This is a genomic window from Piscibacillus halophilus (assembly GCF_900110685.1).
Lineage (GTDB): Bacteria > Bacillota > Bacilli > Bacillales > Alkalibacillaceae > Piscibacillus > Piscibacillus halophilus.
In genome coordinates this window covers 92,804-116,772 of sequence record NZ_FOES01000003.1, presented here as the reverse complement: position 1 = coordinate 116,772, position 23,969 = coordinate 92,804, and the positions used below count along the sequence as shown (strand labels likewise).

32 protein-coding genes are annotated in these 23,969 nt (G+C 35.8%); 18 read left to right on the top strand and 14 right to left on the bottom strand.

Features of this window, described 5'->3' with window-relative positions:
- The 4 genes from BMY57_RS02930 to BMY57_RS02915 all read right to left on the bottom strand — a co-directional run bounded on the left by BMY57_RS02930 (position 1) and on the right by BMY57_RS02915 (position 4,005).
- On the bottom strand, positions 1-471 hold the full coding sequence (locus tag BMY57_RS02930) for a DUF3237 domain-containing protein (protein WP_091772532.1): 471 nt from the start codon (positions 469-471) through the stop codon (positions 1-3).
- On the bottom strand, positions 444-1,598 hold the full coding sequence (locus tag BMY57_RS02925) for a muconate/chloromuconate family cycloisomerase (protein WP_091772531.1): 1,155 nt from the start codon (positions 1,596-1,598) through the stop codon (positions 444-446). Before BMY57_RS02925 ends, BMY57_RS02930 begins: the two co-directional genes overlap by 28 nt.
- Positions 1,599-1,684: 86 nt before the next feature.
- Complete coding sequence (locus tag BMY57_RS02920; protein ID WP_091772530.1) at positions 1,685-2,452, bottom strand: dioxygenase family protein; 768 nt, start codon at positions 2,450-2,452, stop codon at positions 1,685-1,687.
- Positions 2,453-2,466: 14 nt separating this feature from the next.
- Positions 2,467-4,005: a 4-hydroxyphenylacetate 3-hydroxylase N-terminal domain-containing protein gene (locus BMY57_RS02915; RefSeq protein WP_091772529.1), complete on the bottom strand. Its 1,539-nt coding sequence runs from the start codon at positions 4,003-4,005 to the stop codon at positions 2,467-2,469.
- Between the two features lie 141 nt (positions 4,006-4,146).
- On the opposite strand from BMY57_RS02915, the gene BMY57_RS02910 reads away from it, so the two are divergent.
- The gene (locus BMY57_RS02910) at positions 4,147-4,767 is read left to right on the top strand and encodes a flavin reductase family protein (protein ID WP_091772528.1); all 621 of its coding nucleotides are present in this window, start codon (positions 4,147-4,149) and stop codon (positions 4,765-4,767) included.
- A gap of 55 nt (positions 4,768-4,822) precedes the next feature.
- Here BMY57_RS02910 and BMY57_RS02905 read toward each other — a convergent pair whose 3' ends face one another.
- Both BMY57_RS02905 and BMY57_RS02900 read right to left on the bottom strand, forming a co-directional pair.
- Positions 4,823-5,287, bottom strand: a complete 465-nt coding sequence (locus BMY57_RS02905) for a flavin reductase family protein (RefSeq protein ID WP_091772527.1) — start codon at positions 5,285-5,287, stop codon at positions 4,823-4,825.
- Positions 5,288-5,431: 144 nt separating this feature from the next.
- Positions 5,432-6,196, bottom strand: coding sequence for an alpha/beta fold hydrolase (locus BMY57_RS02900; RefSeq protein WP_091772526.1), 765 nt, complete (start codon positions 6,194-6,196; stop codon positions 5,432-5,434).
- Between the two features lie 144 nt (positions 6,197-6,340).
- Here BMY57_RS02900 and BMY57_RS02895 point away from each other — a divergent pair, with 144 nt between their 5' ends.
- The 9 genes from BMY57_RS02895 to BMY57_RS02860 all read left to right on the top strand — a co-directional run bounded on the left by BMY57_RS02895 (position 6,341) and on the right by BMY57_RS02860 (position 12,436).
- Positions 6,341-7,177 (top strand): Cof-type HAD-IIB family hydrolase, encoded by an 837-nt coding sequence (locus BMY57_RS02895; protein WP_091772525.1) that lies wholly within the window; start codon positions 6,341-6,343, stop codon positions 7,175-7,177.
- A gap of 95 nt (positions 7,178-7,272) precedes the next feature.
- Entirely contained in the window at positions 7,273-7,398 is a 126-nt protein-coding gene (locus BMY57_RS16250) for a hypothetical protein (RefSeq protein WP_256205227.1), read from the top strand.
- Positions 7,398-7,622 carry a DUF3813 family protein gene (locus BMY57_RS02890; RefSeq protein WP_091772524.1) on the top strand — a complete coding sequence of 75 codons (225 nt, stop codon included), beginning with the start codon at positions 7,398-7,400 and terminating at the stop codon, positions 7,620-7,622. Before BMY57_RS16250 ends, BMY57_RS02890 begins: the two co-directional genes overlap by 1 nt.
- A 146-nt stretch (positions 7,623-7,768) precedes the next feature.
- The gene (locus BMY57_RS02885) at positions 7,769-8,683 is read left to right on the top strand and encodes a phosphate/phosphite/phosphonate ABC transporter substrate-binding protein (RefSeq protein WP_091772523.1); all 915 of its coding nucleotides are present in this window, start codon (positions 7,769-7,771) and stop codon (positions 8,681-8,683) included.
- A gap of 84 nt (positions 8,684-8,767) precedes the next feature.
- Positions 8,768-9,553 (top strand): phosphonate ABC transporter ATP-binding protein, encoded by a 786-nt coding sequence (phnC, locus tag BMY57_RS02880; RefSeq protein ID WP_091772522.1) that lies wholly within the window; start codon positions 8,768-8,770, stop codon positions 9,551-9,553.
- Positions 9,537-10,346: a phosphonate ABC transporter, permease protein PhnE gene (gene phnE, locus BMY57_RS02875; protein ID WP_091772521.1), complete on the top strand. Its 810-nt coding sequence runs from the start codon at positions 9,537-9,539 to the stop codon at positions 10,344-10,346. The genes phnC and phnE (BMY57_RS02875) overlap by 17 nt, the downstream gene beginning before the upstream one ends.
- Positions 10,346-11,143: a phosphonate ABC transporter, permease protein PhnE gene (phnE, locus tag BMY57_RS02870; protein ID WP_091772520.1), complete on the top strand. Its 798-nt coding sequence runs from the start codon at positions 10,346-10,348 to the stop codon at positions 11,141-11,143. Before phnE (BMY57_RS02875) ends, phnE (BMY57_RS02870) begins: the two co-directional genes overlap by 1 nt.
- 97 nt (positions 11,144-11,240) lie before the next feature.
- Positions 11,241-12,092, top strand: a complete 852-nt coding sequence (gene dat / locus BMY57_RS02865; protein WP_091772519.1) for a D-amino-acid transaminase — start codon at positions 11,241-11,243, stop codon at positions 12,090-12,092.
- A gap of 80 nt (positions 12,093-12,172) precedes the next feature.
- Complete coding sequence (locus tag BMY57_RS02860; RefSeq protein WP_091772518.1) at positions 12,173-12,436, top strand: NifU N-terminal domain-containing protein; 264 nt, start codon at positions 12,173-12,175, stop codon at positions 12,434-12,436.
- Positions 12,437-12,511: 75 nt separating this feature from the next.
- Here BMY57_RS02860 and BMY57_RS02855 read toward each other — a convergent pair whose 3' ends face one another.
- Together BMY57_RS02855 and BMY57_RS02850 are read right to left on the bottom strand one after the other, a co-directional pair.
- Complete coding sequence (locus BMY57_RS02855; RefSeq protein WP_091772517.1) at positions 12,512-13,411, bottom strand: BsuPI-related putative proteinase inhibitor; 900 nt, start codon at positions 13,409-13,411, stop codon at positions 12,512-12,514.
- 66 nt (positions 13,412-13,477) lie between these two features.
- Entirely contained in the window at positions 13,478-14,332 is an 855-nt protein-coding gene (locus tag BMY57_RS02850; RefSeq protein ID WP_091772516.1) for a YitT family protein, read from the bottom strand.
- A gap of 131 nt (positions 14,333-14,463) precedes the next feature.
- Between BMY57_RS02850 and BMY57_RS02845 the strand changes: the two genes are divergently transcribed.
- Positions 14,464-15,324: a DegV family protein gene (locus BMY57_RS02845; RefSeq protein WP_091772515.1), complete on the top strand. Its 861-nt coding sequence runs from the start codon at positions 14,464-14,466 to the stop codon at positions 15,322-15,324.
- 42 nt (positions 15,325-15,366) lie between these two features.
- On the opposite strand, the gene BMY57_RS02840 is transcribed toward BMY57_RS02845, so the two are convergent.
- Together BMY57_RS02840 and BMY57_RS02835 are read right to left on the bottom strand one after the other, a co-directional pair.
- On the bottom strand, positions 15,367-16,677 hold the full coding sequence (locus BMY57_RS02840) for an alpha-amylase family glycosyl hydrolase (protein WP_091772514.1): 1,311 nt from the start codon (positions 16,675-16,677) through the stop codon (positions 15,367-15,369).
- 60 nt (positions 16,678-16,737) lie between these two features.
- Positions 16,738-17,130, bottom strand: coding sequence for a YisL family protein (locus BMY57_RS02835; RefSeq protein WP_091772513.1), 393 nt, complete (start codon positions 17,128-17,130; stop codon positions 16,738-16,740).
- Positions 17,131-17,261: 131 nt separating this feature from the next.
- On the opposite strand from BMY57_RS02835, the gene BMY57_RS02830 reads away from it, so the two are divergent.
- Positions 17,262-18,455, top strand: a complete 1,194-nt coding sequence (locus BMY57_RS02830) for an ornithine--oxo-acid transaminase (RefSeq protein WP_091772512.1) — start codon at positions 17,262-17,264, stop codon at positions 18,453-18,455.
- Between the two features lie 63 nt (positions 18,456-18,518).
- On the opposite strand, the gene BMY57_RS02825 is transcribed toward BMY57_RS02830, so the two are convergent.
- The 3 genes from BMY57_RS02825 to BMY57_RS02815 are packed head-to-tail and all read right to left on the bottom strand — an operon-like array spanning position 18,519 to position 21,427.
- Complete coding sequence (locus tag BMY57_RS02825) at positions 18,519-19,055, bottom strand: GDYXXLXY domain-containing protein (protein ID WP_175615294.1); 537 nt, start codon at positions 19,053-19,055, stop codon at positions 18,519-18,521.
- Positions 19,056-19,057: 2 nt separating this feature from the next.
- A complete protein-coding gene (locus BMY57_RS02820; RefSeq protein ID WP_091772510.1) occupies positions 19,058-20,254 on the bottom strand; it encodes a DUF2157 domain-containing protein in 1,197 nt (398 codons plus the stop codon).
- On the bottom strand, positions 20,255-21,427 hold the full coding sequence (locus BMY57_RS02815; protein WP_091772509.1) for a DUF418 domain-containing protein: 1,173 nt from the start codon (positions 21,425-21,427) through the stop codon (positions 20,255-20,257).
- A gap of 102 nt (positions 21,428-21,529) precedes the next feature.
- On the opposite strand from BMY57_RS02815, the gene BMY57_RS02810 reads away from it, so the two are divergent.
- The 6 genes from BMY57_RS02810 to BMY57_RS02785 are packed head-to-tail and all read left to right on the top strand — an operon-like array spanning position 21,530 to position 23,366.
- On the top strand, positions 21,530-21,733 hold the full coding sequence (locus tag BMY57_RS02810; RefSeq protein WP_091772508.1) for a spore germination protein: 204 nt from the start codon (positions 21,530-21,532) through the stop codon (positions 21,731-21,733).
- An 11-nt stretch (positions 21,734-21,744) separates the two neighbouring features.
- The gene (locus BMY57_RS02805) at positions 21,745-21,960 is read left to right on the top strand and encodes a spore germination protein GerPB (protein WP_091772507.1); all 216 of its coding nucleotides are present in this window, start codon (positions 21,745-21,747) and stop codon (positions 21,958-21,960) included.
- A gap of 49 nt (positions 21,961-22,009) precedes the next feature.
- Positions 22,010-22,600 (top strand): spore germination protein GerPC, encoded by a 591-nt coding sequence (gerPC, locus tag BMY57_RS02800; protein ID WP_091772506.1) that lies wholly within the window; start codon positions 22,010-22,012, stop codon positions 22,598-22,600.
- The gene (locus BMY57_RS02795; RefSeq protein WP_091772505.1) at positions 22,590-22,775 is read left to right on the top strand and encodes a spore germination protein GerPD; all 186 of its coding nucleotides are present in this window, start codon (positions 22,590-22,592) and stop codon (positions 22,773-22,775) included. The genes gerPC and BMY57_RS02795 overlap by 11 nt, the downstream gene beginning before the upstream one ends.
- 4 nt (positions 22,776-22,779) lie before the next feature.
- Positions 22,780-23,139, top strand: a complete 360-nt coding sequence (locus BMY57_RS02790) for a spore germination protein GerPE (RefSeq protein ID WP_091772504.1) — start codon at positions 22,780-22,782, stop codon at positions 23,137-23,139.
- 8 nt (positions 23,140-23,147) lie between these two features.
- Positions 23,148-23,366 (top strand): spore germination protein, encoded by a 219-nt coding sequence (locus tag BMY57_RS02785; RefSeq protein ID WP_091772503.1) that lies wholly within the window; start codon positions 23,148-23,150, stop codon positions 23,364-23,366.
- 143 nt (positions 23,367-23,509) lie between these two features.
- Here BMY57_RS02785 and BMY57_RS02780 read toward each other — a convergent pair whose 3' ends face one another.
- A complete protein-coding gene (locus tag BMY57_RS02780; RefSeq protein WP_091772502.1) occupies positions 23,510-23,965 on the bottom strand; it encodes a VOC family protein in 456 nt (151 codons plus the stop codon).
- Positions 23,966-23,969 lie beyond the last annotated feature (4 nt).

Sequence of the window (23,969 nt, the reverse complement as noted above, 5' to 3'; positions counted from 1 at the left end):
TTACTCACCAACCGTGTAAATAGAATAGTTGACTTTCCCTGGCATTCTTCTTCCTTGCGCTACAAAAATTCGTTTATTTAACCAATCATATTTTTTAGATGAAGTTTCAAACACAGGTTGTGTTGTAAAGTAATACTCGTTTAAATTCACTTCTTCGTTTCGATCTAATCTTTTTAAAACGTCACTAGTACCTGTCCGTATTCCTCTATACGTCATCGCAATATATGCGCCATCATATGTTTTAAGCAAAATACGCACATCTTGAATAATGGTTCCGTCTTCTAACACTGTTATCCAATCATCTCCCCCAGGAATCACGGTGCCGTTTAAAATACTTCCTCTAAAATAACCATCATTAACTTGAATAATTCTCCGATTCCCTTTTGGTGTTACACCTAAATGGTATGGCTGATCAACGGTTAGTTCCATATCAAATAAAAAGGTTAAGGTTGGCGCATCGTAGTGTTCCAAGAGTTCTCCTCCTTATGACGTTTGTATTGCGTAAACTTCGTCTCATCTAACTCAATCCCAAGCCCTGGTTTTTCAGGTAGTGTTAAGGTTCCTTTTTTAGATTTCAACGGCTCTACAACAAGATCGTCTTTTAACCAATCAGGTCCAAAAATTTCAGCTCCATAATCCAAGTTACGTAAGGTACAAAAGGCATGGAGATTCGCTGCTGTTCCAATAGAAGTCTCTAATGAAGTTCCGCCAAAACAACAGATTCCAGCACTCTCAGCAAGTGCTCCTACTTTAAGCGTATGACGCATACCGCCAAATTTATGAATTTTTAATGAGAAGATATCAGCGGCTTTCTTTTCAACGATTTGTCTAGCATCATGAATAGAAGCAATGCCTTCATCAGCCATGATCGGTACTCTCTTCATCGAAACTAAGTCACTCATCCCATCAATATCTTCTGGTGCTAATGGTTGTTCTAAAAATTCGACGCCAGCTTGATTAAGTTCCTCCATCCATTTTTTGGTCATCAATCGATTCCAAGAACCATTAGGGTCAACGCCAATAGCCGAGTAACCTTGAAGACCTTCAGCTATTTTTATAGAACGAATCACGTCTTTTTCAGGAGATTCTTTCCCAGATTTGATCTTAAAAGTTTGATAGGTATGGTTTTGATAAAGTTCAATCCCTTCATTTATATCGCCTTCTATTGAACCACTGGCAAGCGCCCACCTAATTGGAACTTCTTTTGTAAATGCCCCACCAAGCAATTGATGAACAGGTACCTGAAAGACGTGTCCTAAGGCATCATATATACTCATTTCAACTGCCGCTTTCGCAAAGGAATTACCACGGATGTGACGATCCATTAAGGCTAAAATTTGTTCGACATAACGTGGATCTTTTCCTAATAAAAGAGGTTTAATATATTGATCTACCACTAATTTCATCGTTTCGACACTTTCACCATTCCACCAAATTCCTGGCGTCGTGCCTTCTCCAATGCCTTCTATATCATTAGTAAGGTGTAATCTTACAATCATAAAACTTTTAGTTGTAATCTTTTCAGTCGAAAATTGATGAGGACGTTTAATGGGTATGTCAATGATATCTGTCGTAATATGTTTAATTAATAAGTCCATGATCGACTCCTCCAGTTGAAAAATAAATAATTAAGAAAGAAAAAGGAGGGTGTCTTAATGCTAAAACAACCTCCTTCATGTTACTCCTATTCCTCGTTTCGCATGACGAAATCAAGTGAGGCTTTCTTATAGTCGCCGCCATCATATAACTTGGTCATCAAGGATGGACGTACTCCATCTGCTACATCGCTTTCGAGCCATTCGTCACCTTCAAAGAACACCTGTGTAATTAAAGTTTCATACCCTTTATGTTTAAACATAATATGCAAATGAGCTGGTCGATATGGGTGCTGATCTATCATTTTGAGAAATTCTCCTGTTGGTCCAGCTGTCGGTATTTGATACGGAATTGGCACAATCGTATCAACCTCAAAATAACCATTTTCATCCGTATAGAATCTTCCTCGCAAATTATAAGGCGGTGCATCTGAATCAAAGGATGAATAATAGCCATCCGCGTCATCCTGCCACATATCCACTAATGTATTCGCTAACGGTTCTCCGTTAACATCTTTAACAGTTCCAGAGAACTTAAGCTTTTCACCTTTTTCATTTTCTCGCATTGGTAGTTTATAAGGTTTTTCTAAAATAGGCGCACCTTCTACATAATACGGTCCTAATAATGAAGGCTCTGTCCCTGGCTTATCAGCATACATATTTTTAAGCACCGATGATTCAATAAATACATCCATGAATAATGGTAATTCTCCTGTACGCCCTAAGCGATCTGCCCACTTCACAAACTCTGTGTATTCTTCATGATTCGGATTTGCCTCTTTTAAAAAGTTATTTAAATGTTTATAGAACAAATCAAAAATTTCACTCACGCGAGTGTTCGTTTTTGTCTCACTCATCGATATAATCCCCCTTATTTGTTAAATAAATTAATATCATCTGGGTTAATCCATGTATCATTCGTCCAACCGTCTAAATCGTAATCAGACATGCACATTTCAGCGAACTTAATATATTCATCTGCTAGACCTGAACCTTGTGCAGCTACCAAGTTTTCTAAACGGATGTTTTCATGATTACCAGAGTAATTACGTTCATAAAGCTCATGACGGCCACCATACTCTGAACCAATCGAATCCCACAACAATTTAATCAGTTTAATTTTGTCTAATGCTTCAATATCATTAGACCCTCTATATAATCGATCTAATAATGGCCTTAATTCAGGATTTTTAAAGTCTTCAGCACTAGATGGCTGTACAATTAAGCTGCCAGCTACCACATTTTCAATTATTTCTTTAACCCTTGGCCAACCAATGGTCATAAATACCCGATAAGCTAGACCGTAATTTAAGTTCGGCAAGACCGTGCCTCCCCTGCCTGGGTCTGGGGTTTTAGCCATTGAATCACTGAGCGACCAGAACATATTACGCCAAGCTAATACTTCTCCAACGTTGGCCTGTACTCCACGAAATTCATCTGTTCCGTTTGTTTTAATGGCTTTTAATAACAATCCGGCCATAAAATCTAATTTGACTGCTAGGCGTGTTACCCCGTGGAATGTAAACCGATTTAAAAATCCACTTTCAGGGAAGAAAGAGTTTGCTTTTTCTACATCTTTATAAATTAAAATGTTCTCCCACGGAATGACCGCTTCATCGAACACTAATACCGCATCATTCTCATCAAAACGACTGCTTAATGGATAATCAAACGGGCTACCCATAACTGCTGAAACCATCTCATAACTTTGTCGAGATATTAACTTAACGCCTGGTGTGTTCATTGGAGCGACAAATACTAACGCCATATCTTCATTATCAACTGGAATGGCACCGTAATGCGCGACAAAATTGTAGTTTGTTAAGGCAGAACCAGTCGCAACCATCTTAGCTCCACTGACGATGACCCCTTCGTCTGTTTCTCCAACCGCTTTAACAAATACATCATTAACCGCTTCCATTGGTTTGTTACGATCAACCGGTGGATTAATAATCGCATGATTAAAATACCAAAGCTTTTCCTGCGCTTCTTTATACCAATACTTGGCATTCTCTTGATACGGAGCATAATAATCAGGATCAGCCCCTAATGTTGCTAGAAATGCGGCTTTATAGTCTGGTGAACGTCCCATTTGCCCGTACGTTAACTTCGCCCACTCTGCAATCGCATCACGGCTTGCCACGAGGTCTTCAGTGGTCTTGTCTATTGTAAAAAATTTATGAGTAAATCCACCACTTTCTGTATCTGTTGCACAGGTTAAAATATCTTTTGTTTTCTCATCATGAAGAGCATCATATAATCTAGCAATTGAACGTGCTGCATTACGGAAAGCCGGGTGCGTCGTCACGTCCTCGACTTTTTCTCCGTGAATCCAGATTTCTCTACCGTCTCTTAGACTTTCAAGATACTCTTGTCCAGTGAGAGGTCTACTTTTAACCTTACTATCCATACAATTTCCCCCTCTTAAAAATAATCTAAGTAAGCGCTTACGTCCTTGATACTATGTTTATTAATAGAATCTAGTTATATGACGATTATTTATAAAACGAAATATGCTATAATATGCTATCCTAAAAAAAGAGGTGATTTGATGAAGTCTATTAATCCAATTGATCTTAGTCCAAAAGACAACTACAAGCTTTTAAGTGGCAGTGTCATACCGAGACCTATTGCATTCGTAACATCTTTAAATGAAAAGGGGGTATTAAATGCAGCGCCATTTAGTTTCTTTAATATGGTTGCTGGAACTCCACCATTAATTGTTTTATCTGTTGGAAGGATTAAAGGAGAAATCAAAAAACATACTGCACAAAACATTTTAGAAAAAGGTGAGTTTGTTGTTCATATTCTTGATATGGATTTATTAGAAACAATGAATCAAACATCGGCACCTTATTCGGATAGTGTGAGTGAGGTAGAACGTGTCGGATTGTCACCTATTGACAGTACAGAAATTGACGTTCCAGGAGTTAAAGAAGCCAAAGTAAGGTTAGAGTGTAAATTATTTCAACATATTCCGTTAGAAGAAAATCAAGAATGTAACAATGATCTATTCATAGGAAAGGTGATTAAATATCACATTGACGATGCCATTTATGATAACGGACGCATTTTAGCTGAACAGTTAAATCCTATCGCAAGATTAGCCGGACCCAACTATGCTCAATTAAGTGAAAATATTTTTTTAGAACGCCCGAGTAAAGGTGAATAAGTAGTTTTTAGCATAAAGAAAAGGCTGTCCCCTTTCTTGGGTCAGCCTTAAAACTTTATGATTCCTGTACAATTTTAGAAAACTTACCACCATAAAACCCTAGTGGCTCACCTTCTTGATATTCAAAGTTAACAACTTTTCCTAAAAATAACACATGATCGCCTCCATCATATTCCGCCCACGGCTCACATTCAATATAAGCCAATGAATCTTGAATACGATGGCCAAAATCAGTTTCAATCCATTCAAAAGGTAAATCTTCACATGGTTTACCTGCGAAATGCATCGCTGTATCTTGTTGATCAATGGATAAAATATTGACAATAAAACGATTATCCTTTAGTTTTTGAAAGGCTTTCGTATCTCTGTCAATTGAAACCAATACAAGTGGTGGATCAAGTGAAACAGATGTAAATGAATTAGCCGTTAAGCCATGACATTGTTCTCCCTCATTGCAAGTGACCACCGTCACCCCAGTTGCAAAACGACCCAAACAATTTCTAAATTCTTTAAGGTCCAAATATATTCCCCCTTAACAGTTCTTAAGACATTTTATCGTTCAAATCTTCATAACATTACTAGAAAATATGTAGAATTCTATGATTTTGTTTGTGCATTTTGCTAATCTACTAGATTTTAATATGAAGAAAATCATACTTCTATCCTATAAATGTGTAGAGAAAAAGTCCCTTAGGGCATATTTAGCTTCTCGGCTAACTTTATGATCACGATTCGGCTCAGAAATGAATTGATAACGGTCTTCAGGGTAACCGGCTACTTTTAATTGTTCAACAAAAGAAATTGAATGCTGATAAGGAACCGTATGGTCACTTTCTCCATGCCAAATAAAGATTGGACGATTACCTAATTTCTCAAGTTGTTTAGATAAATCAATAGGTTCTAATGACTTTAATTGTTGATTAATTTCCTCTGCAGTTAAAGGTAAGTTAACCCCTTGTTTTTGAATGCTTTTGAGTAAATAAGCAGCCATATCACTGATTCTAGCCGACCCCATCATTATACCTGCAGCCTTAACCCATTGGAAACGAGTTAAAGCAGCAGAAACTGTAATTCCTCCCATACTCGTACCCGCAATTCCAATCCGGTCATCTAATGCTAAATCATGCTCTTTAATATATAAATATAGCTGATTTAAGTCTTCTAAATTCTGAATCACAATTTTCCAAAAGTCACCTTGTATTTTATGGGAATCTTCTTCAACTTTTCGTTCACCGTGATGCAAACTATCAGGCAGGAATACTCTGTAACCTTTTTCAGCCATTAAATAAGCTTGAGGTAAATCTTGTTCTTTAGAGCTTGTAAAACCGTGGAAATATATCATAATCGGAAGTGGATGATCTATTTTTTCATGATCTACAACTTCTAATACTGGTATATCTTTTACTTGAATGCGATCTATGACAATCATGTATGTGTCCCCTCTCAATCATTTTATTACTATAATAAATCATTGCTAATACGCTTTCAAACTTAGTGGATATTCACAATAACGTATATACATGGTAAAATGAGTTAATTAGGTACTTAATGAGAGCTGAAGAGGTGAGAAACGATGGAGAAACATCTAATTGCATTAGATTTAGACGGAACACTTCTTAACAATGATAAAATCATTTCTAAACGCACGATTGAAACGCTTAAAGCTGTGAGAGAACAAGGTCATATTGTCATGATTGCTACTGGTAGACCTTATCGAGTAAGTAAACAGTTTTATCAACAACTTGAGTTGAATACACCGATTGTCAATATGAACGGTGCATATATACACCACCCATTAGATCAAAATTGGGACCATATGCACTCACCACTCCCAAAGGATGTTGCATTAGATATTATCGATACTTCAACTGAAATTGGCGTACAAAATATTATGGCAGAAATTATGGACCAAGTCTTTATAAACAAAGAAAGCGAACATATCTTTAACCAATTTTTCCTTGAAGGTTTAGAGCAACCCGCTAAAATTGGTGACTTAAAAAATACTCTAACTGGGGACCCTTCATCATTATTAGTTCACCCATATGAAGAAGGTGTCAATCAAATTCGTCAAATTCTCGAGGAAAGACACACATCTGTCATTGATCACCGTAAATGGGGAGCACCTTTCCACGTGATTGAGATTATTCGTTCTGGACTTCATAAAGCTATTGGTGTAAAAAAAGTTGCCGAAGAATACGGCATACCGCAACATCGAGTCATTGCTTTCGGTGATGAAGATAACGACTTTGAAATGATCGATTATGCTGGCGTTGGTGTTGCTATGGCTAACGGCATTGAAGAATTAAAGTCATTAGCAAAAGAAGTGACTTTAACAAACCATGATGATGGTGTTGCACAATTCATTGAGGAGTATTTAAACATTAAAACACCCTTAATTAGCCAAGATTAACTATTTATATTTTTCATCATTCTGCACAAAATATACCTGAACACGGTTAACAACTGTGTTCAGGTTTTCTTTTTAGTTAGATGGGAGGATTTTATTTGAAATCGCAACCGATCTACAAACGAAAAAGAAAAAACAAAACAGCTTCAATCAACCAAGAAAAATTTACAGATAAAAATCGCAAAAAAGCTGAAGCCGACCGTCATACACGAGGAGGATTCTAATGGAGAATAACTTTCTTCAACAAGCGAAACAGACTGTGCAAAAATTAACAAATAGAGCTAGACAAAATAATCAAAACCATCAAAATCACCTAGCCAATGATGAAGAAGCTGTACGAAGTGCACAACAAGGTATCCAATCCGCATATGAACAAGGCTCACCCTCTCAAGAAGAAGAACAAGAATTAAAACAGTTTGAACAAAAATTAAATAACAAGTTAAAATAACTTATTATTTGCGGCACAGTTCGAACTGTGTCGCATTTTTTGTAAAAATTGTGTAAATGTATGTAATTTTTCTAAAATTGTGTTGTATTAATAATAGTCGTTAATTTATAATTAAATTGTTTCAACAATATTAAGGGGGAGTTATAATGAAAAAATATTTTATGCTAATTATGGCAGTTAGTTTAATGTTTTTAGCTGCTTGTGGTTCAAGTGGCGATTCCGCTAACCCGGACGAACTAGTTATGGGATTTGTACCATCACAAGACTCTGACAAAATTGCAGAAACAGCAGAGCCATTAGCTGATAAGCTTGGAGAAGTTTTAGACAAGGATGTAGAGGCTGAAACGATGACAAGTTACAGTGCCTTAGTTGAAGCTCTTGGTGCTGGAACAGTTCATATCGGTTTTATACCAGCGTTTGGTTTTGTTTTAGCTGACAGCCAATATGAGGTAGAGCCAATTTTAAAATCTGAACGACATGGTAGTGCAACGTATGTTGCCCAATATCTAGTACGAGCTGATTCACCAGTTAATAGTTTAGAAGACTTAGAAGAACATGCTGGAGAAATGACTTGGGCTTATGGAGATGCATCATCAACTTCAGGTTATCTTTTCCCTGCATCACAACTAATGGAAATGTTCGATATTGGAAGTACGACTGAATTACAAGAAGAATTCTTTGGTGGCACTATTAGCAGTGGTGGTCATGATGCATCAGCAGTAGCTGTTTTAGAAGGACAGGCTGACATTGCAACAACATTTGATGATGTACGTGACACAATGGAAGAAGATTATCCAACTATTAAAGATGATCTTAAGAGAATTGGTGAAACTGATCCTATTCCAAATGACACCATCACAGTTCCTAGTTCTTTGGACGATGAACTTATTCAAGATATTAAAGAAGCGTTCTTAAGCTTCAACGATGATGAAGAAATGATTCAAATTATGAATGAAGTTTATAATTGGGACGCCATTATTGAAGCAGAAAGATCTGACTTCGATGTTGTAAAAGAAACATACGAGAAATTAGAATTAGATGAAAGTGTTTTAGATGAATAAATCTTAATCATCATTTAAATATCGATGTCACTAGGGAGAGAATAATCACTCTCCCTATTTTTTAAATAAGAAAGGAAGTCCTCAATGATTACTTTTAATAATCTTTCGTTAGTTTACCCAAACGGAACACCTGGGTTGAAAAATGTTAATCTAACCATTAATGAAGGCGAATTTGTCGTTATTGTTGGATTATCAGGAGCAGGAAAATCAACTTTCATACGGAGCATTAACCGGATGGTAACACCAACTGAAGGTGAATTATGGGTTGAAGATGAAAATGTTCTCGAATTAAGTGGCAAAAGTCTCAGGACGCTTCGGACTAAAGTGGGGATGATTTTCCAGAACTATAATCTAGTCAATCGTTCAAGTGTGTTCAAGAATACGATAAGTGGTAGATTGGGACATACTGGTACATTTAGAAGCATTTTCAACTTATATCCTAAAGAAGATAAAATAAAAGCCTACGAAAACCTTAAACGTGTCAATATCGAAAATTACATATACCAACGTGCTGACCAATTAAGTGGTGGTCAACAACAACGTGTTAGTATCGCGCGTGTATTAACTCAAGATCCAAAAGTTATTTTAGCAGATGAACCAGTAGCAAGTCTTGACCCTCCCACTTCACATCAAGTTATGCAGTATTTAAGACGTATTAATAAGGAAGATAATATTACAACTATTGTAAACCTTCACTTTATTGATATGGCTATGGAATATGCTGATCGAATTATTGGAATGCGAGATGGCGAGGTTGTTTTTGACGGCCCAGCGAGTGATGTATCTGAAAAAACATTTGAACAAATTTATAATCGTCCGATTCGTGAAGATGACTTAAGAGGAAGTGAATCTGATGACGGAGAAGAATAATAAGCAGAATTCAAATGTTTACTCACTCTACCCTCGAAAACTTAAGACGCAAATCTCTATTATATTTTTAATAGTCATTTTATTTTACTTTTACAGTTTAAGTGAAACAGGTTCAGACTTTCTAACTCTTTTTCTAGATTTTCCAGATATAGTTAAAAAGTTAGCTTCGATGTTTCCACCAAATTGGGAATATATACCTTTAGCTATAGATCCACTAGTAGAGACGATCCAAATTGCAGTTGTCGCTACAACATTCTCAGTCTTAATTTGTATTCCTGCCAGTCTCTTGGCAGCTAATACTATAACGACTAATAAATTCATTTACCAAATAACTCGTACTTTCTTAAATATCTTACGTACGATTCCAGATATATTATTAGCAACAATCTTTGTTAGTTTATTTGGTATTGGAATTATCCCAGGGATCTTAGCCTTAACCATTTTCTCATTAGGGTTATTAGCTAAATTATTGAGTGAGACAATCGAAACAATAGATGCTCGACAGTTAGACGCGATTCGTTCAACTGGAGGTAATATTGTCCAGGTTATTTGGTATGGGGTTGTACCACAAGTATTACCTCAATTTATTTCATATGGTTTATACGTTTTCGAACTAAACGTAAGAGCTTCTCTAGTATTAGGTTTCGTTGGTGCTGGTGGTATTGGAACCATTATTGACACACAATTAAACTTCTTAAAGTATCAAAACGTCATGGCTATACTAATTGTTTTACTTGTCGCAGTCATCATTATAGAAACAATTAGTAACATGCTTAGAAGGAGAGTTGTATAATGAACGGTATATTACCACCGAAACCACATCAAAAGAAAAAAAGAGTTCGAAATTGGATTATATTGATCATAATTGGGGTTATTTATGTTTGGGCATTTAAAGGTGTTTATGATCGCGCTGACTGGTCAATTTTTAATAATTTAGGTGAAAAGTTTGAACGTGTTATTCCTAAACTTTTCAATCCGGATTGGTCTCAAACTGAAAAAGTATGGGATTACATTATCGAAACCATTTTCATTGCTTATGCCGGCACATTAATAGCTGCTATATTAGCAATTCCATTTGGTTTTTGGGCAGCTAAAAATATGGTTAAATCTCCTATCTGGAACACTTTAGGTAAATGGATCTTAATCCTAGACCGTACATTTCCAGAGTTAATTTTAGCGATTTTATTTGTTATTACCATTGGACCTGGTCCATTCGCTGGTGTTTTAACAATTGGGTTAACAGCATTTGGAATGTTAGGTAAGTTATATGCTGAAATTATTGAGAGTATTGATATGAAGGTTGTTGAAGCTATGGAAGCAAATGGAGCAAATAAGATACAAATCCTATTCTATGCGATTTTCCCGCAAGTCTTACCAGAATTTTTATCGTTTGCTCTATACCGGTTTGAAATCGATATTCGAGCCTCGACTATCTTAGGATTAGTTGGTGCTGGTGGTATCGGTACACTTATTGTAATCGCTGCTGCTAATAGAAACTGGGAACAATTAGGGTTAATATTATTAGGTATTATCGTAGTAGTTTCAATAATTGATTTTATATCAACTAAAATTAGAAAACGTTTAGTTTAATTAATAAAAGAGTTGCTTTTTTAAAGCAACTCTTTTATTTACATATTTCATAATTCAGTATACTATTTTTATAACAGCAATGAGAGGGTGAACGATTTTGTTTGTATTATTAAATGATGAATTTGTTAACCGAAATGAATGTCTAATTGATATTGAAGACCGTGCTAATCAATTTGGTGATGGTGTCTATGAAGTTATTCGGGTTTACGACGGTGAGTTCTTTTTATTACATGATCACTTGAAGCGCCTCATTTATAGTTTAGAAGAAGCTAAAATTAATTATGATATCCACCACCATAATTTAGCAGACCAACTACAAAAATTAGTGGAAATGAATAATTTTAAAGACGGAGGGATTTATTTACAAATTTCTCGTGGGGCATCACCTAGATCTCATCCATTCCCTAAACACACACAACCGACATTAATAGCTTATCCAATTCCAGTTACAAGACCATTAGAATCTCAGGAGAAGGGTATTGAAGCCATTCTACATGAAGATTTACGTTGGCTAAGATGCGATATTAAAAGCTTAAATTTACTTGGAAATGTTATGGCTAAGCAAAGTGCGCTTGATGCAGGTGCAAAAGAAGCCATATTATATCGTGATTATAACCATGTAACGGAAGGAAGCTCGACCAACGTTTTCATAGTAAAAGACGGTGTTGTTAAAACACATCCAGCTAATCACTACATTCTTAATGGCATCACAAGGCTTTATCTTTTTTACTTAGCTGAACTGTTAAACATACCAATTGTTGAAGAAGTGTACTCTATTGAAGAATTAAAAAATGCTGATGAAGTATTTATTTCATCCACAACCTCTGAAGTGATTTCGGTCATTAAAATCGATGATGTTCAGATTAATAATGGAAAACCTGGTCCAATCGCACAGAAATTTTTACAAGCTTTTTTCAAACATAAAAATATTAAACATTTATCGAAATAGTACTGATTTCAACACTTTTCTTTTTAAATGACAAGTTTCGTGCTAATATTAGTAGAGAAAATATTAGGGAGGGATCTTGAATGAGCGTCATTGCAGAAGCGACTCCTAACCCAAATGCAATGAAATTCACTGTCGACAAAGTGATTTTTGAAGGTGATGACAGTATTTCTGTCATGCAAGGTGAAACGAGCGAACATAATATTTTAAATGATTTAATGAAATTAGAAGGTGTCGATAATGTATTCGGATATCATAATTTCATTACAGTGAATAAAACTTTTGATGCTGAATGGGATCAATTAATTCCGAAAGTTGAAGCTGTATTTGAACATTATGGTTACTAATAAAAAGAAGGCAATTGCTATATATGCAAATTGCCTTCTTTTTATTATTTATTAATCTTATAATCATGGTCCATTTTAAGGATTAAAATCTTCTAGTGTCACAAAATGATGGCCAGTTGGTTCGCCTTCTTTAGGTCCATCCAAATAAAGTACTAGAGTCAAAACACCATGTTCAGGTAGTTCTTCTTTATCAATGTTAACTTGAAAATCAAAAGTTCCCCAACCTGGTGCACCTCCTGTTTGAACTGTCTGCTCTTCAACATAAACATGATGCCCATCTTCAACGACATAATGGAATGATCCTTCAAAAACTCTGGCTTCACCTTTCACTTTATACTGACCATTTTCTCCAGTTACCTGTACGTTACGAAAGTAATCTTCAGATCCAGATTCAGCCTGTTCCTGTTCATCTGAGTTTGAAACAGTTAATGTCTGCTCTTTTATTAAAGGAGTAAGATCATCTGGCTTTTCACCATTAATGGTCATCGGTAAAAGCTCTAAACGAACTTCATAGTCTTTAGCCTCCACCTTTTCCCCATTTTGCTTATAGTCCCATGATTGTTCCCATTTCAATGATTCATCCGGTTCTAGTTCCTTATACTCTATAGCCTCTGTAAACATCATACCTTCAGAGAATTTATATACCACTTCACCAGAATCAGGATCAGTAACAGTTATTTCGTATTGTTGCCCCGAGCTAAAGGCGATTTCAGCCGTTTCATCACTATGATTCGTTAACGTCATATAAAAATTCACTTGCTCATCACTGGGTTCTACTTCAGATGTAAATTCTAGATCATCTAAAACCATTTCCGATTGATTTGAGTTTGAATCATCATTCATACGATCTTCCTCCTCTATTGGTTCCTCTGTTCCAGAATTACCTTGTGACGGATCATCCGAATTAGAATCATTAGTCGACGTACCACACGCGAACATGAATAGAATCAATATAAAAGGTATAACCTTTTTCATCAACGTTGCCTCCTCTACGGTTCAAGAACAACCTTTTAATACATAGTCGTACCATAAAGAGAAACGTTACAATTTTTCGTCATCTTTTCTAAAGAATCCAAAAATACCAGCTGTTTGAACAATGTTCGTAAAGGCATTAGGATCTACCTCTTTGACAATTTGTTGTAAGTCGTATAACTCATATCTAGTAATAACCATCATTAACATTTCTCTAGGCTCATTTGTAAAGGCACCCTTAGCAGGAACACTCGTAATACCGCGAACCATATTTGAATGAATAGCCTTTGTTAATCGTTCACCTTTCGCTGTGATAATCATGACTGTTAATTTCTCATGTCTAGTATGAATCGCGTCAATAACTCTTGTCGTAACATAAAGCGTTACTAAAGTATATAACGCTTTTTCGGGTTCATATAACCACCCTGCAAGGAAAATGATAACACTATTTAATACTAAAAAATAAATTCCAATTGGTCGATCCTTAATTCGAGAAAGGACCATCGCAATAATATCCATTCCCCCAGTGGAAGCACCCCACTTAAGGGTTATTCCAACACCAACACCTGCTAAAATACCCCCAAAAACAGCATTTAGTAAAATATCTTCGGCTAAGTTCATTAATGGAATCGTCTCTAAGAAAAAGGTTGTGACCGCAACAGAGATTGCACTATAAACTGTAAAGCCTCTACCTACTTTTAACCAACCTAAGATGGCTACTGGTATATTTAGAAGGAATAAAATAATACCGGTACTAATATCAATATTTAAAAAGTCTTGAAAAATGCTTGAAGTCATCTGTGCGACACCTGTAAAACCACTTGCATAAACATTTGCTTCGATTAAGAAGAGGTTTAATGCAAGGGCGTTTAAAATCGCACCTACAATTACTATTACAAAACGCTTTAATTCAAATATAAACATATTAACCCCCATTAATATCTCATTGACGTTTTAACCTATGACATATAAACTAATATAAAGAATAGCGTTAATATTGTCACAAATTTTTCGAAAATACATATTCTATATTTCATTATTTTAGGAGGAAATCCATGAATGTTCAAATTGTAATCGATTCAGCCGCCGATTTACCAAAAGACATCCAAGAACAATATCAAATAGAATCTGTCCCTCTCATTGTACACTTAGACGACCAAGATTATTTAGATGGTGAGACAATTGAATCAACAACTGTCTACCATGCGATGCGTGACGGCAAAAGCCCCAAGACGGCACAGGCTACTCCTGATTCATTTCAAAAAGTCTTTGCTAAACATGCTAAGCAAGGTAAAGCCATTATTTACTTAGCCTTCTCATCTGAATTATCTGGTACCTATCAAAGTGCTGTCATCGCTCGAGATCAAGTACTTGAAGAATACCCTGAGGCAGATATTTACGTTATTGATACAAAAGCTGCTTCAATGGGATGCGGATTGATCGCTTATCATGTTGCTGAACTAGCCCAACAAGGAGCAGAAGTTCAAGACATTCTAGACTTAGCTAACCACTTTGTTAATAATATTGAACATATCTTTACAGTAGATGACTTAGAATATTTATATCGTGGTGGCCGTGTAAGTCGAACCCAAGCATTTGTAGGCAGTCTATTAAAAATAAAACCATTATTACATGTAGAAGAAGGCAAACTTGTACCTCTTGAAAAGATTCGTGGTTCTAAGAAAGTTCTACGCCGTATGGTTGACTTAATGCAAGAAAGAGGCAAAGATTTTGACCAACAAACAATAGCCATTACACATGGTGACGATGCAGAAAATGCCAATAAATTAAAAGAATTAATACAAGAGGAATTAAATCCTAATAAAGTTATCGTACATTCTATTGGATCCGCAATTGGAGCTCACGCTGGCCCTGGTACAATCGCACTGTTTTTCCTAAATGAAGTGAAAAAATAGCTGTATAAAAGGAATACCCTTTTATACAGCTTTTTAGTCTTATTAAGTTTTATTTTTTCGATACATCATCACCGTAAAAATTATAAATATAGTCATTCCTCCAGCAAATATAAAAATTAAAGGCCAATAAAATCCTGTGTTTTCTTGAACCATAAAAATATTTGAGGCTTCTCGATCCACGGTGATTGAATACGTACCATCATCATTTTGTCTTATTAAATCATCTTCTAACAATCCTCTTAATTCTTGACCGTCCTCTAACTCAATGTCAGTTCTTTGTTGGGTCGTGCTCGTATTAATAGCAACAATCGTATTTTCATCTTCATAACTTTTTTTAAAAACTAAATAACTATCTTCAGCATGTAATAATTCCAAATCACCCATGGCTAACGAAGGAAGATCATCATAAGCATTCGTAATCTTCTCTATATGTCGAATGAGTTGATCCTCACCAGCTAAGAAGTTCATTAACTGATGATGACTTAAATCTTCTTTAACTCCGTCTAAAGGTATTTCAGAACCTTGATATATGAGGGTATCATTTGAAACGGTCATTAAGTAAGTTAAGGCTAATTTCCAGTAGGTGACTGGGTGGCTTCCCGTCTCTGAAAATTCATGGGTAAAACGATTCGTATCTATAAAGTCCATAGACTGTATGACACGCTTATCTTCTATGTTAGAGCCTTCTAATAACTCATCAACCGATTGATCTGGCTGACTAAAATAAGACTTCAATGCCTCCTGGTTGGAACGGTCATGTACTTTGTCAAAACCTAACTTTAAATATTCGTCAATATTTTCATTCGTTTCACCTATTAATGATCCGTTCACTTCCCGAATCGCTGATTCCCATAAATCATTTGAAAAGCGTTCAATTTCTGAAATATAATAGCCATCAATAGGTAATTGTTCTTCCCATGATTTTAACTGAGATAACCATTCCGACTCTCCCACTCCATCTTTTATAGGGAAATGTAAGATGACCTCTATGTTGTGGTCATTCAACGTATTGATTAATTGGTTCAGCTCTTCTTCAGTTCCAAACGTCTCTTGAATGTGGTCATATGACGATACATCCATCCCTGTATATTCATTTGCCTCAAATATCGGAGACAAGATGACATGTGTTACTCCCAATGTATCTAAATGATCCACTCGGTTCATAATTCCTGCAAAGTCTCCACCTTGAAAAGCAGCTGGGTCATCAATATCTACTATTTCACCGTTTTCCTCTCCACTTTCGAATCGATCTATTAAAATATAGTAATAAACGGATTGATCCTCTTCAGCTTGTACCGACATTGGAATCAATGAAATTAACAAGACTAATACGAAAGACATTTTCAACTTCATGGATTGTTCACTCTCTTTCCGTCACATACAAAAAGCCCCACAGCGGGGACTTTTACAACCTTAAGGTAGTATTCCTAATTGTAATTTTCCAAAACCAAGCGCAAGTACTAAAATTAACGCTATAATTAATTGTAACCAACCAGCAAATGCTGATTTACCTCTTTTAGTTGCTCCTAATACCATCTCCATTGCACCAATAACCCAAACACCAGCAAGAGACTTCACAACTGATTCAGTGAACAAACTTCCACCGGCTTGGCTATAGTTATTAAACCATAGAAGAGCTCCTGTAATTATAATGAAAAGATAGAATAATCGTAATACCATATGTGTAATTTTTGCAGCTTTTTCATTTGATTTTTTCAGTAAATTCAATACAACTAAAAACAAGATGATTCCTATTACCCAAGTGGTAATATGTAAGTGAGTATTGTAATAAAAAACATCACTCATCATGCATTCCTCCTTTACTCATATACTACCATTTTTAAACATAGTTGTGCGATAAAATTGTTGACAACTTTGAAACAAAACATACAAAAGGTTATAATGTATGGTAACGATTACATAAATGGAGGGATTTCATGACAACAAAAACTAGCCATTCAATTATTGAACAAACAGACCAGTACGGTGCAAGAAACTACAAGCCATTACCAATTGTTGTATCTAAAGCAGAAGGAATTTGGGTGGAAGATCCTGAAGGCAATCGCTATCTTGACATGTTAAGTGCTTATTCAGCAGTTAACCAAGGACATCGCCACCCAAAAATTATAAATGCACTCACCGATCAAGCTAATCGCGTTACTTTAACATCACGTGCATTCCATAATGATCAATTAGGACCTTGGTATGAAAAAATTTGTAAGCTAACAAATAAAGAAATGGCTTTACCGATGAACACAGGTGTGGAAGCTGTTGAAACAGCGATTAAAGCAGCACGTCGCTGGGCATATGACGTTAAAGGTGTCGAAGATGGTAAGGCAGAAATTATCGCATGTACTGGTAACTTCCATGGACGTACCATGACTGCCGTATCACTTTCATCTGAAGAAGAATATCAGCGTGGTTTCGGACCATTGCTACCTGGAATTAAGCTCATTCCTTATGGAGATGTAGATGCATTAAAAGAAGCTATTACTGAAAATACTGCAGCATTCTTGTTTGAGCCTATTCAAGGTGAAGCTGGAATTGTTATGCCACCAGAAGGTTTCTTAAAAGAAGCCTATGATGTATGTAAAGAAAATAATGTGTTATACATTGCTGATGAAATACAAGCTGGGCTAGCTCGTACAGGGAAAATGTTCGCTTGCGATTGGGAAAACGTTGAACCAGATGTACTAATCTTAGGTAAAGCATTAGGCGGTGGTGTCTTTCCAATTTCTTGTGTCGTGGCTAATGAAGATGTATTAGGAGTCTTCAACCCAGGTTCTCACGGGTCGACGTTTGGCGGAAACCCTCTAGCTTGTGCAGTATCGGTAGCCGCACTAGAAGTATTGGAAGAAGAAAAATTAGCAGACCGTTCTAAAGAACTTGGTGAGTATATGCTACACGAGCTTAAATCCATCAATAATCCAAAAATTAAAGAAGTACGTGGTAAAGGATTATTTATTGGTGTTGAACTCACTGAACCAGCTCGTACTTATTGTGAACAACTGAAGGAAAAAGGTCTTTTATGTAAAGAAACACACGAGAATGTCATCCGCTTCGCTCCACCACTTGTCATTGACAAGAAAGACTTAGAATGGGCGATTGAGAAAATTAAGGAAGTACTTTAATAGTTGATAAATTAATTTGATCAATAGAAAATAAATAAAAACGCAGGATTTATACCTGCGTTTTTATTGTTGTTCTAATTCGTCTACTTCGAGTATTTTCTTTTGACCCCAAGGCGATAAAGCGACTGTTACAATCATTTTCTGATTAACCGTGTCGAATTCTTCACCTGTCCCCTCTTCAATGTAATATCGATTTAACCCATAAGTCACGTGACGTACGTTGTCATGATCTTTATATAAATAACGCGCACGAATGACGACTTCATCCTCATTTGGATCTAATGATTTGTCTGATGCAGCTTTAACTTTATAAATCCCACGCTCATCAGGTTTCAGTAAAACATTAATCACTTTATTACGTTTCACTTTTTCGCTACCAAACCAATAGGATGGGAAAATTTCTTCAATTGGATAATTTAGATGAACATAATCTCCATAAAATACGTCTCTTGGGTCATATGGTTCTGTCTCTAAATAAATGATATCTCCAAATTCTTCAACAACGTAATTTAACCCTGCCATCACAGTCAGAAATAAAACCTGGAGTATGATGACAATCAGAAGCAATCGTTTCTTTAATTTATTCCAAATACGTTGCATCATCATACACCCTTTCGCTTCTGACCTGTCATCGTTTTACGTTTACGCTCCAGTAGAAACCCAATGAAAAATAATATAATGCCTCCAAGTAAAAAGAATAATGATTGATTTAAAAAGCCCCAAGCTACTTGAACATAAACGGTCAACGTCGTTAATAGGAAGGCTCCAGTTCCGAAATGAAACCTTCTCTCATGATCACTCTGATATCCATCTAAAATCATACCTACCGAAAACACGTATAACACAATATAAGCTAAAAATTGGCTCAAATCACCGGCTAAAAAAATCGGTAAAAAGATTACGAGCTGGGAGAGCTTTAGCAAATGATTTTTTCTAGAAATCATAACAATAGCTATGATGAGCATGACTGTTAAAATCAAACAAAAGACAACATGTACTTCAGGTCTATATGAAAATTCAAATATCAAAGTTTGAATCAGTAATAAACCAAACATGATGACTAAAGGTGTTCGTCTAAAAGGAATACTTATTTGTTCTTTATAAACGACTAAACCAAAGAGGTATAACAGCAAACCAAAAACGGAAAACCAATAGTAACTCCCTAAATAATCCATTGTGTAACCCATTAATTGAATACTATATGAAATAGCAAAGAAATATGAAATCAGTCGGTTATTTTGAATTAATACAATACTTCCATAGCCGATGACGAATAAAGCAAATAACCACCAGTCAAACGCATGCATATTCGCTAGACCATATATAGCACCTACGGTTACAATGGCTAACCCTGATAAAAAAATGAAGAAATACGGACGACTTAGATAAAGTAAATAAGCAACTATCGCCCAAACAATAAACGCAAACACACTATTCATCGTGTAATGGTACATCTGACCTACTAAAAATATACCTGCGCCGAAAATGGACAATGCGACTACATATGAAATCATTCCGTAATACGGGTTTGCTCTTTGTTCGAATACGTGGCCGAGTATGTAAAAACCAACCATAAATAATATAATGATCAACATTCTAATCAGTTCTGGAATGACTTGCCAATTAGCAGCTACGAAACTAAGACAAGATAAACCAATTAATAAGGCAGACAAGAAGAAAATAAGGGAAAGACGATCCCGACCTTTATAACGACTCATAATAGCATCTCGTTGTTCAGGTCTTATGATCCCCTCATTCACCCATTGTTCGGACTCATCTCTTAACCATTTCTGTTTCATTTAATCACCCTTTTTAACAAACGGCTGCTTTTGTCTGTAAGTTAACGACCGATATATCCACTCAAAAGGACCAAATCGAAAGCGCTTTACATACCAATGACTAAATAGAATTTGAACACTAAACAATAAAATGGCCAACGTAATTAATGTAAAGGCATGAAGTTTACCATATAAATTTAATCCAAAGCCGTAAAAGATAACGATCCCTAATAAGGATTGCATTAAATAATTTGTTAATGATAATTTGCCAACTTTTGATAATATTCCCTTTAACCAATGAAAATTCCTTCTGTTAAAAAGAACCAATGCTCCTAAGAAATAAAAAACACTTAATGCTGAACCACCGATTGTATCTTGTGCACTTTCAAACCAAAGAGGATTCCCAAAGAAATAAGGTCCAATTTTAAACAGGACAAAAAGCGTAAAAGCTCCTATTAGCCATCTGTTGATTGAAGATGAGCTTGCTTTAGGATCCCTTGTCCATCCATTTTTTTGAATCATCATTCCTAATAAAAACATTGGTAAGATAGTAAAAATAGAGAAAATCCACGTAAACGGATCGTTGGAATATACCCAATCAGCTATGTTTTGATTTAAAGCTGATAATAACGTTCCGGTATAATTGTCATATGCCGCTTGAATACCTTGATGATTAACGCTAATTTCCTCTAGTTCATTTCGGACAGGAAATACTAGTAAGACCAGAATTGCTGACACCGAAAGTAACAAAGAAAATGACCATTTAACGAGGGATTGAATTGTTTTTTTCAAAAATAGCAAACTTATGAATCCTACAATCCCATAAGTAAGCAAGATGTCTCCATACCAAATAAATAATCCATGAATAAGACCGAATATAGACAAAATCAACATTCGTCGTCGAATAATCGACATCGTCTTAGCACCACGTTGTTCTAACTTTTCATACATCATATAAATTCCAACACCAAATAACATCGAAAACAGCGGGTAAAAACTAGCTTGTGCAAATATATCAATAAATGCGAGTGATAATGCATCAAATCCGTTACCATAAAAATCCTTTAATCCTCCATATATAAAGTGTGGAGAATGAAAACTTAATAGATTAACAATTAAAATCCCTAGTAAAGAAAAACCTCTTACAGTATCGATTGATTCTATGCGATTATTAGTTGGATTTAATGGTTGCAAAACTCTTCACCTCTTTCAGAGTATTATAACATTTTTTGCGAGTAGGTTATCTATAACAATTCCGTTTCAAGAACATATATTAAGATGAAAGGAGTTATCACGATGTCTGCATTCGTCGGTGCCATTAAAGTTAACTCAGTTTCATCTTCTGGAGTATTTCATATAGGAGATGCTTACTATATTCAGCCTATTAGTTCTGCAAAGACCTATGCTGGAGGAGGTTCTTTTAATACCGGCAATGGCATTCGCGTTCGTCTTGGTCAATCGGATACAGTCGTATTTGATCAAGACCACATTGATTATTGAGGTGTCTTAACATGTGTCTAACCATTCAACAACAAATATCTATTCAGTTCTTAAAAGTGGAATCTATTACTAATTCATCTGTACTCCAGATTGGAAGTTCAGGCACAATCCAAGCGGTTTCTAATGCATATAATACAGGTGGATACACAGGTCCAGTAGAGGAAGCAGAACCACAAGGTGGAGCAACTCCATCTATGCAGTTACCATTCATTCCTTTCACTAATTAGGCATATACTCATAAATTATTATAAAGAGTGCAAGGAGGAGTTAGTTAGCATGAAGGATCAATCAAATTCTATATGGCAACACCTAGCATATTTAGAACAAAAAATAAACCAACAATATGCTCTCATTCAAGAACTAAATGAAAAAATGGATACCCTAATTGAACAACAACAAGGCTCCAAAGCTATGGCTGAAACGATTGAATACAACTTCGAACAATTAAAGATTGAAACGCTTGAAGGTACTTTAAATATTGGTCTAACTCCTCAAAATGACTTGCCATTTGAACAACTTGACTTACCAGAAGAATCACCTGAAAGTAGCTTTACACCAATGGAACAACAAATCTATAACCAACTCATGCCATTTTTAAGAAAAGAACTCCCAGAAGTTTTAAACCAATTTGCACAGGATTATGATATCGAAATCGATCAACAACAAAAGCATGTATTATATCAAGATATAAAAAATCAACTCCCGCAACGAATTAAAGAACACACCTCGCAAATACAACAAAATGGTCGAGTCATTATCGAACGCGAACAAATCCCTGCGCTAATTCAGCATATCCAAAAAGAAATCACTCAAGGGATTGACCTTTTTCTAAACCAGTTAAAGGAGAATGAAGAAGATGAAAGTTAATATTTATAATGATGAATTAAATGTTCAGCATATTGATATAAACGGTGTATCGACCTCTTCACTATTTATTATAGGAGATGTCGAGCATCTACAATTGGCATCTCGTTTTGATACGCCCCCTGAATCATATGTATTTGAAAGTGTATTCCCTTTTGGTCCTGTATCGGGTAGGTAATAGAATGCGAGATTCGAAAGTTAAATCTTATTTCTGTAACTCTGTTGATTTGAGCGGAACCATACAGGTTGGAGATAGTGTTGGAGTTTACCCATTCTCCATCGCTAGAGCCGTTCAAAAAGAAAATCCTGTATTCATTAGAGAATACGTAACAGACGATGAGACCGTCATGCAAGAACCACTACCTAACTTTCTAAAACCAACTAATACAACTGTTAGCCGTGTGGATCGCCAACCTATCCGTGTTAAATCGATTAATATCAATGGTGTAACAGGATCCTCAGTCAACCATATTGGATCATTTAAACACGGAAAAGCTATTAGTATTCTAAGGCACAGACGTATCCTAATAAACAATAAGTAGGTGAAAATATGCCTTCAATTGTAGGACCTTTAAAAATTAACAGCGTCGGCGGCGGTACCGTTAATTTTGGAGATGCTTTTTATATAGCTCCCAAAAGCTCCGGAAAAACCAATGCTGGCTCTGGTTCATTAAATACAGGCGATTTTATTTGTACCAATAACTTAGTTAGTACAACTAATCCATTTGATCCAGATGTCAACGACCAGCCTATTGCTGGAAATGCCTAAAATATACACGCTCACAAAATCGTGAGCGTGTGTTTTTATGTCATTAAAATTAATCATAGGTTATTTTAGGTCGATTAGAACTAAATCAATAGTGTCCTAAAAAAGGAGCTGTCTCAATTATATGATTGAGGCAGCCCTATTAATTAAAATCTTTTATACCATTCTTCTAATTCCATCATACTAAAATCGATTTCCTCATCTAGTATTAAAGGTGTGATAAACTCAAGCGAGTTCCCATCTGGATCATGAAAGTAGATGGCAGCATGAGATTGAGGATGATTAGGAAGTACGAGTGGTTGATCTTCTGGCTTAAAGCCAAACGTTTCTCGAACCTGTACCCCTCTCTCCTCTAACCACTTCTTCGCAATTTGGATATCATGAAGCTCAACTTGAAATGCCACATGCCTTAATGATGGATGATAAGGTGTTTCAACTCGTTCAGTTTCCCATAAACCTAGCCAGCTTTTCCCTTTTTCAATCCAGAAAAATGTCACTGATTCACCTTTATGAGCTAACTCTAAACCTAAATTAGTATAAAAATCTATTGATTTAGTGAGATCACTGACTGGAAGATGGGCTTCATATAAACCTTTGATCATTTTT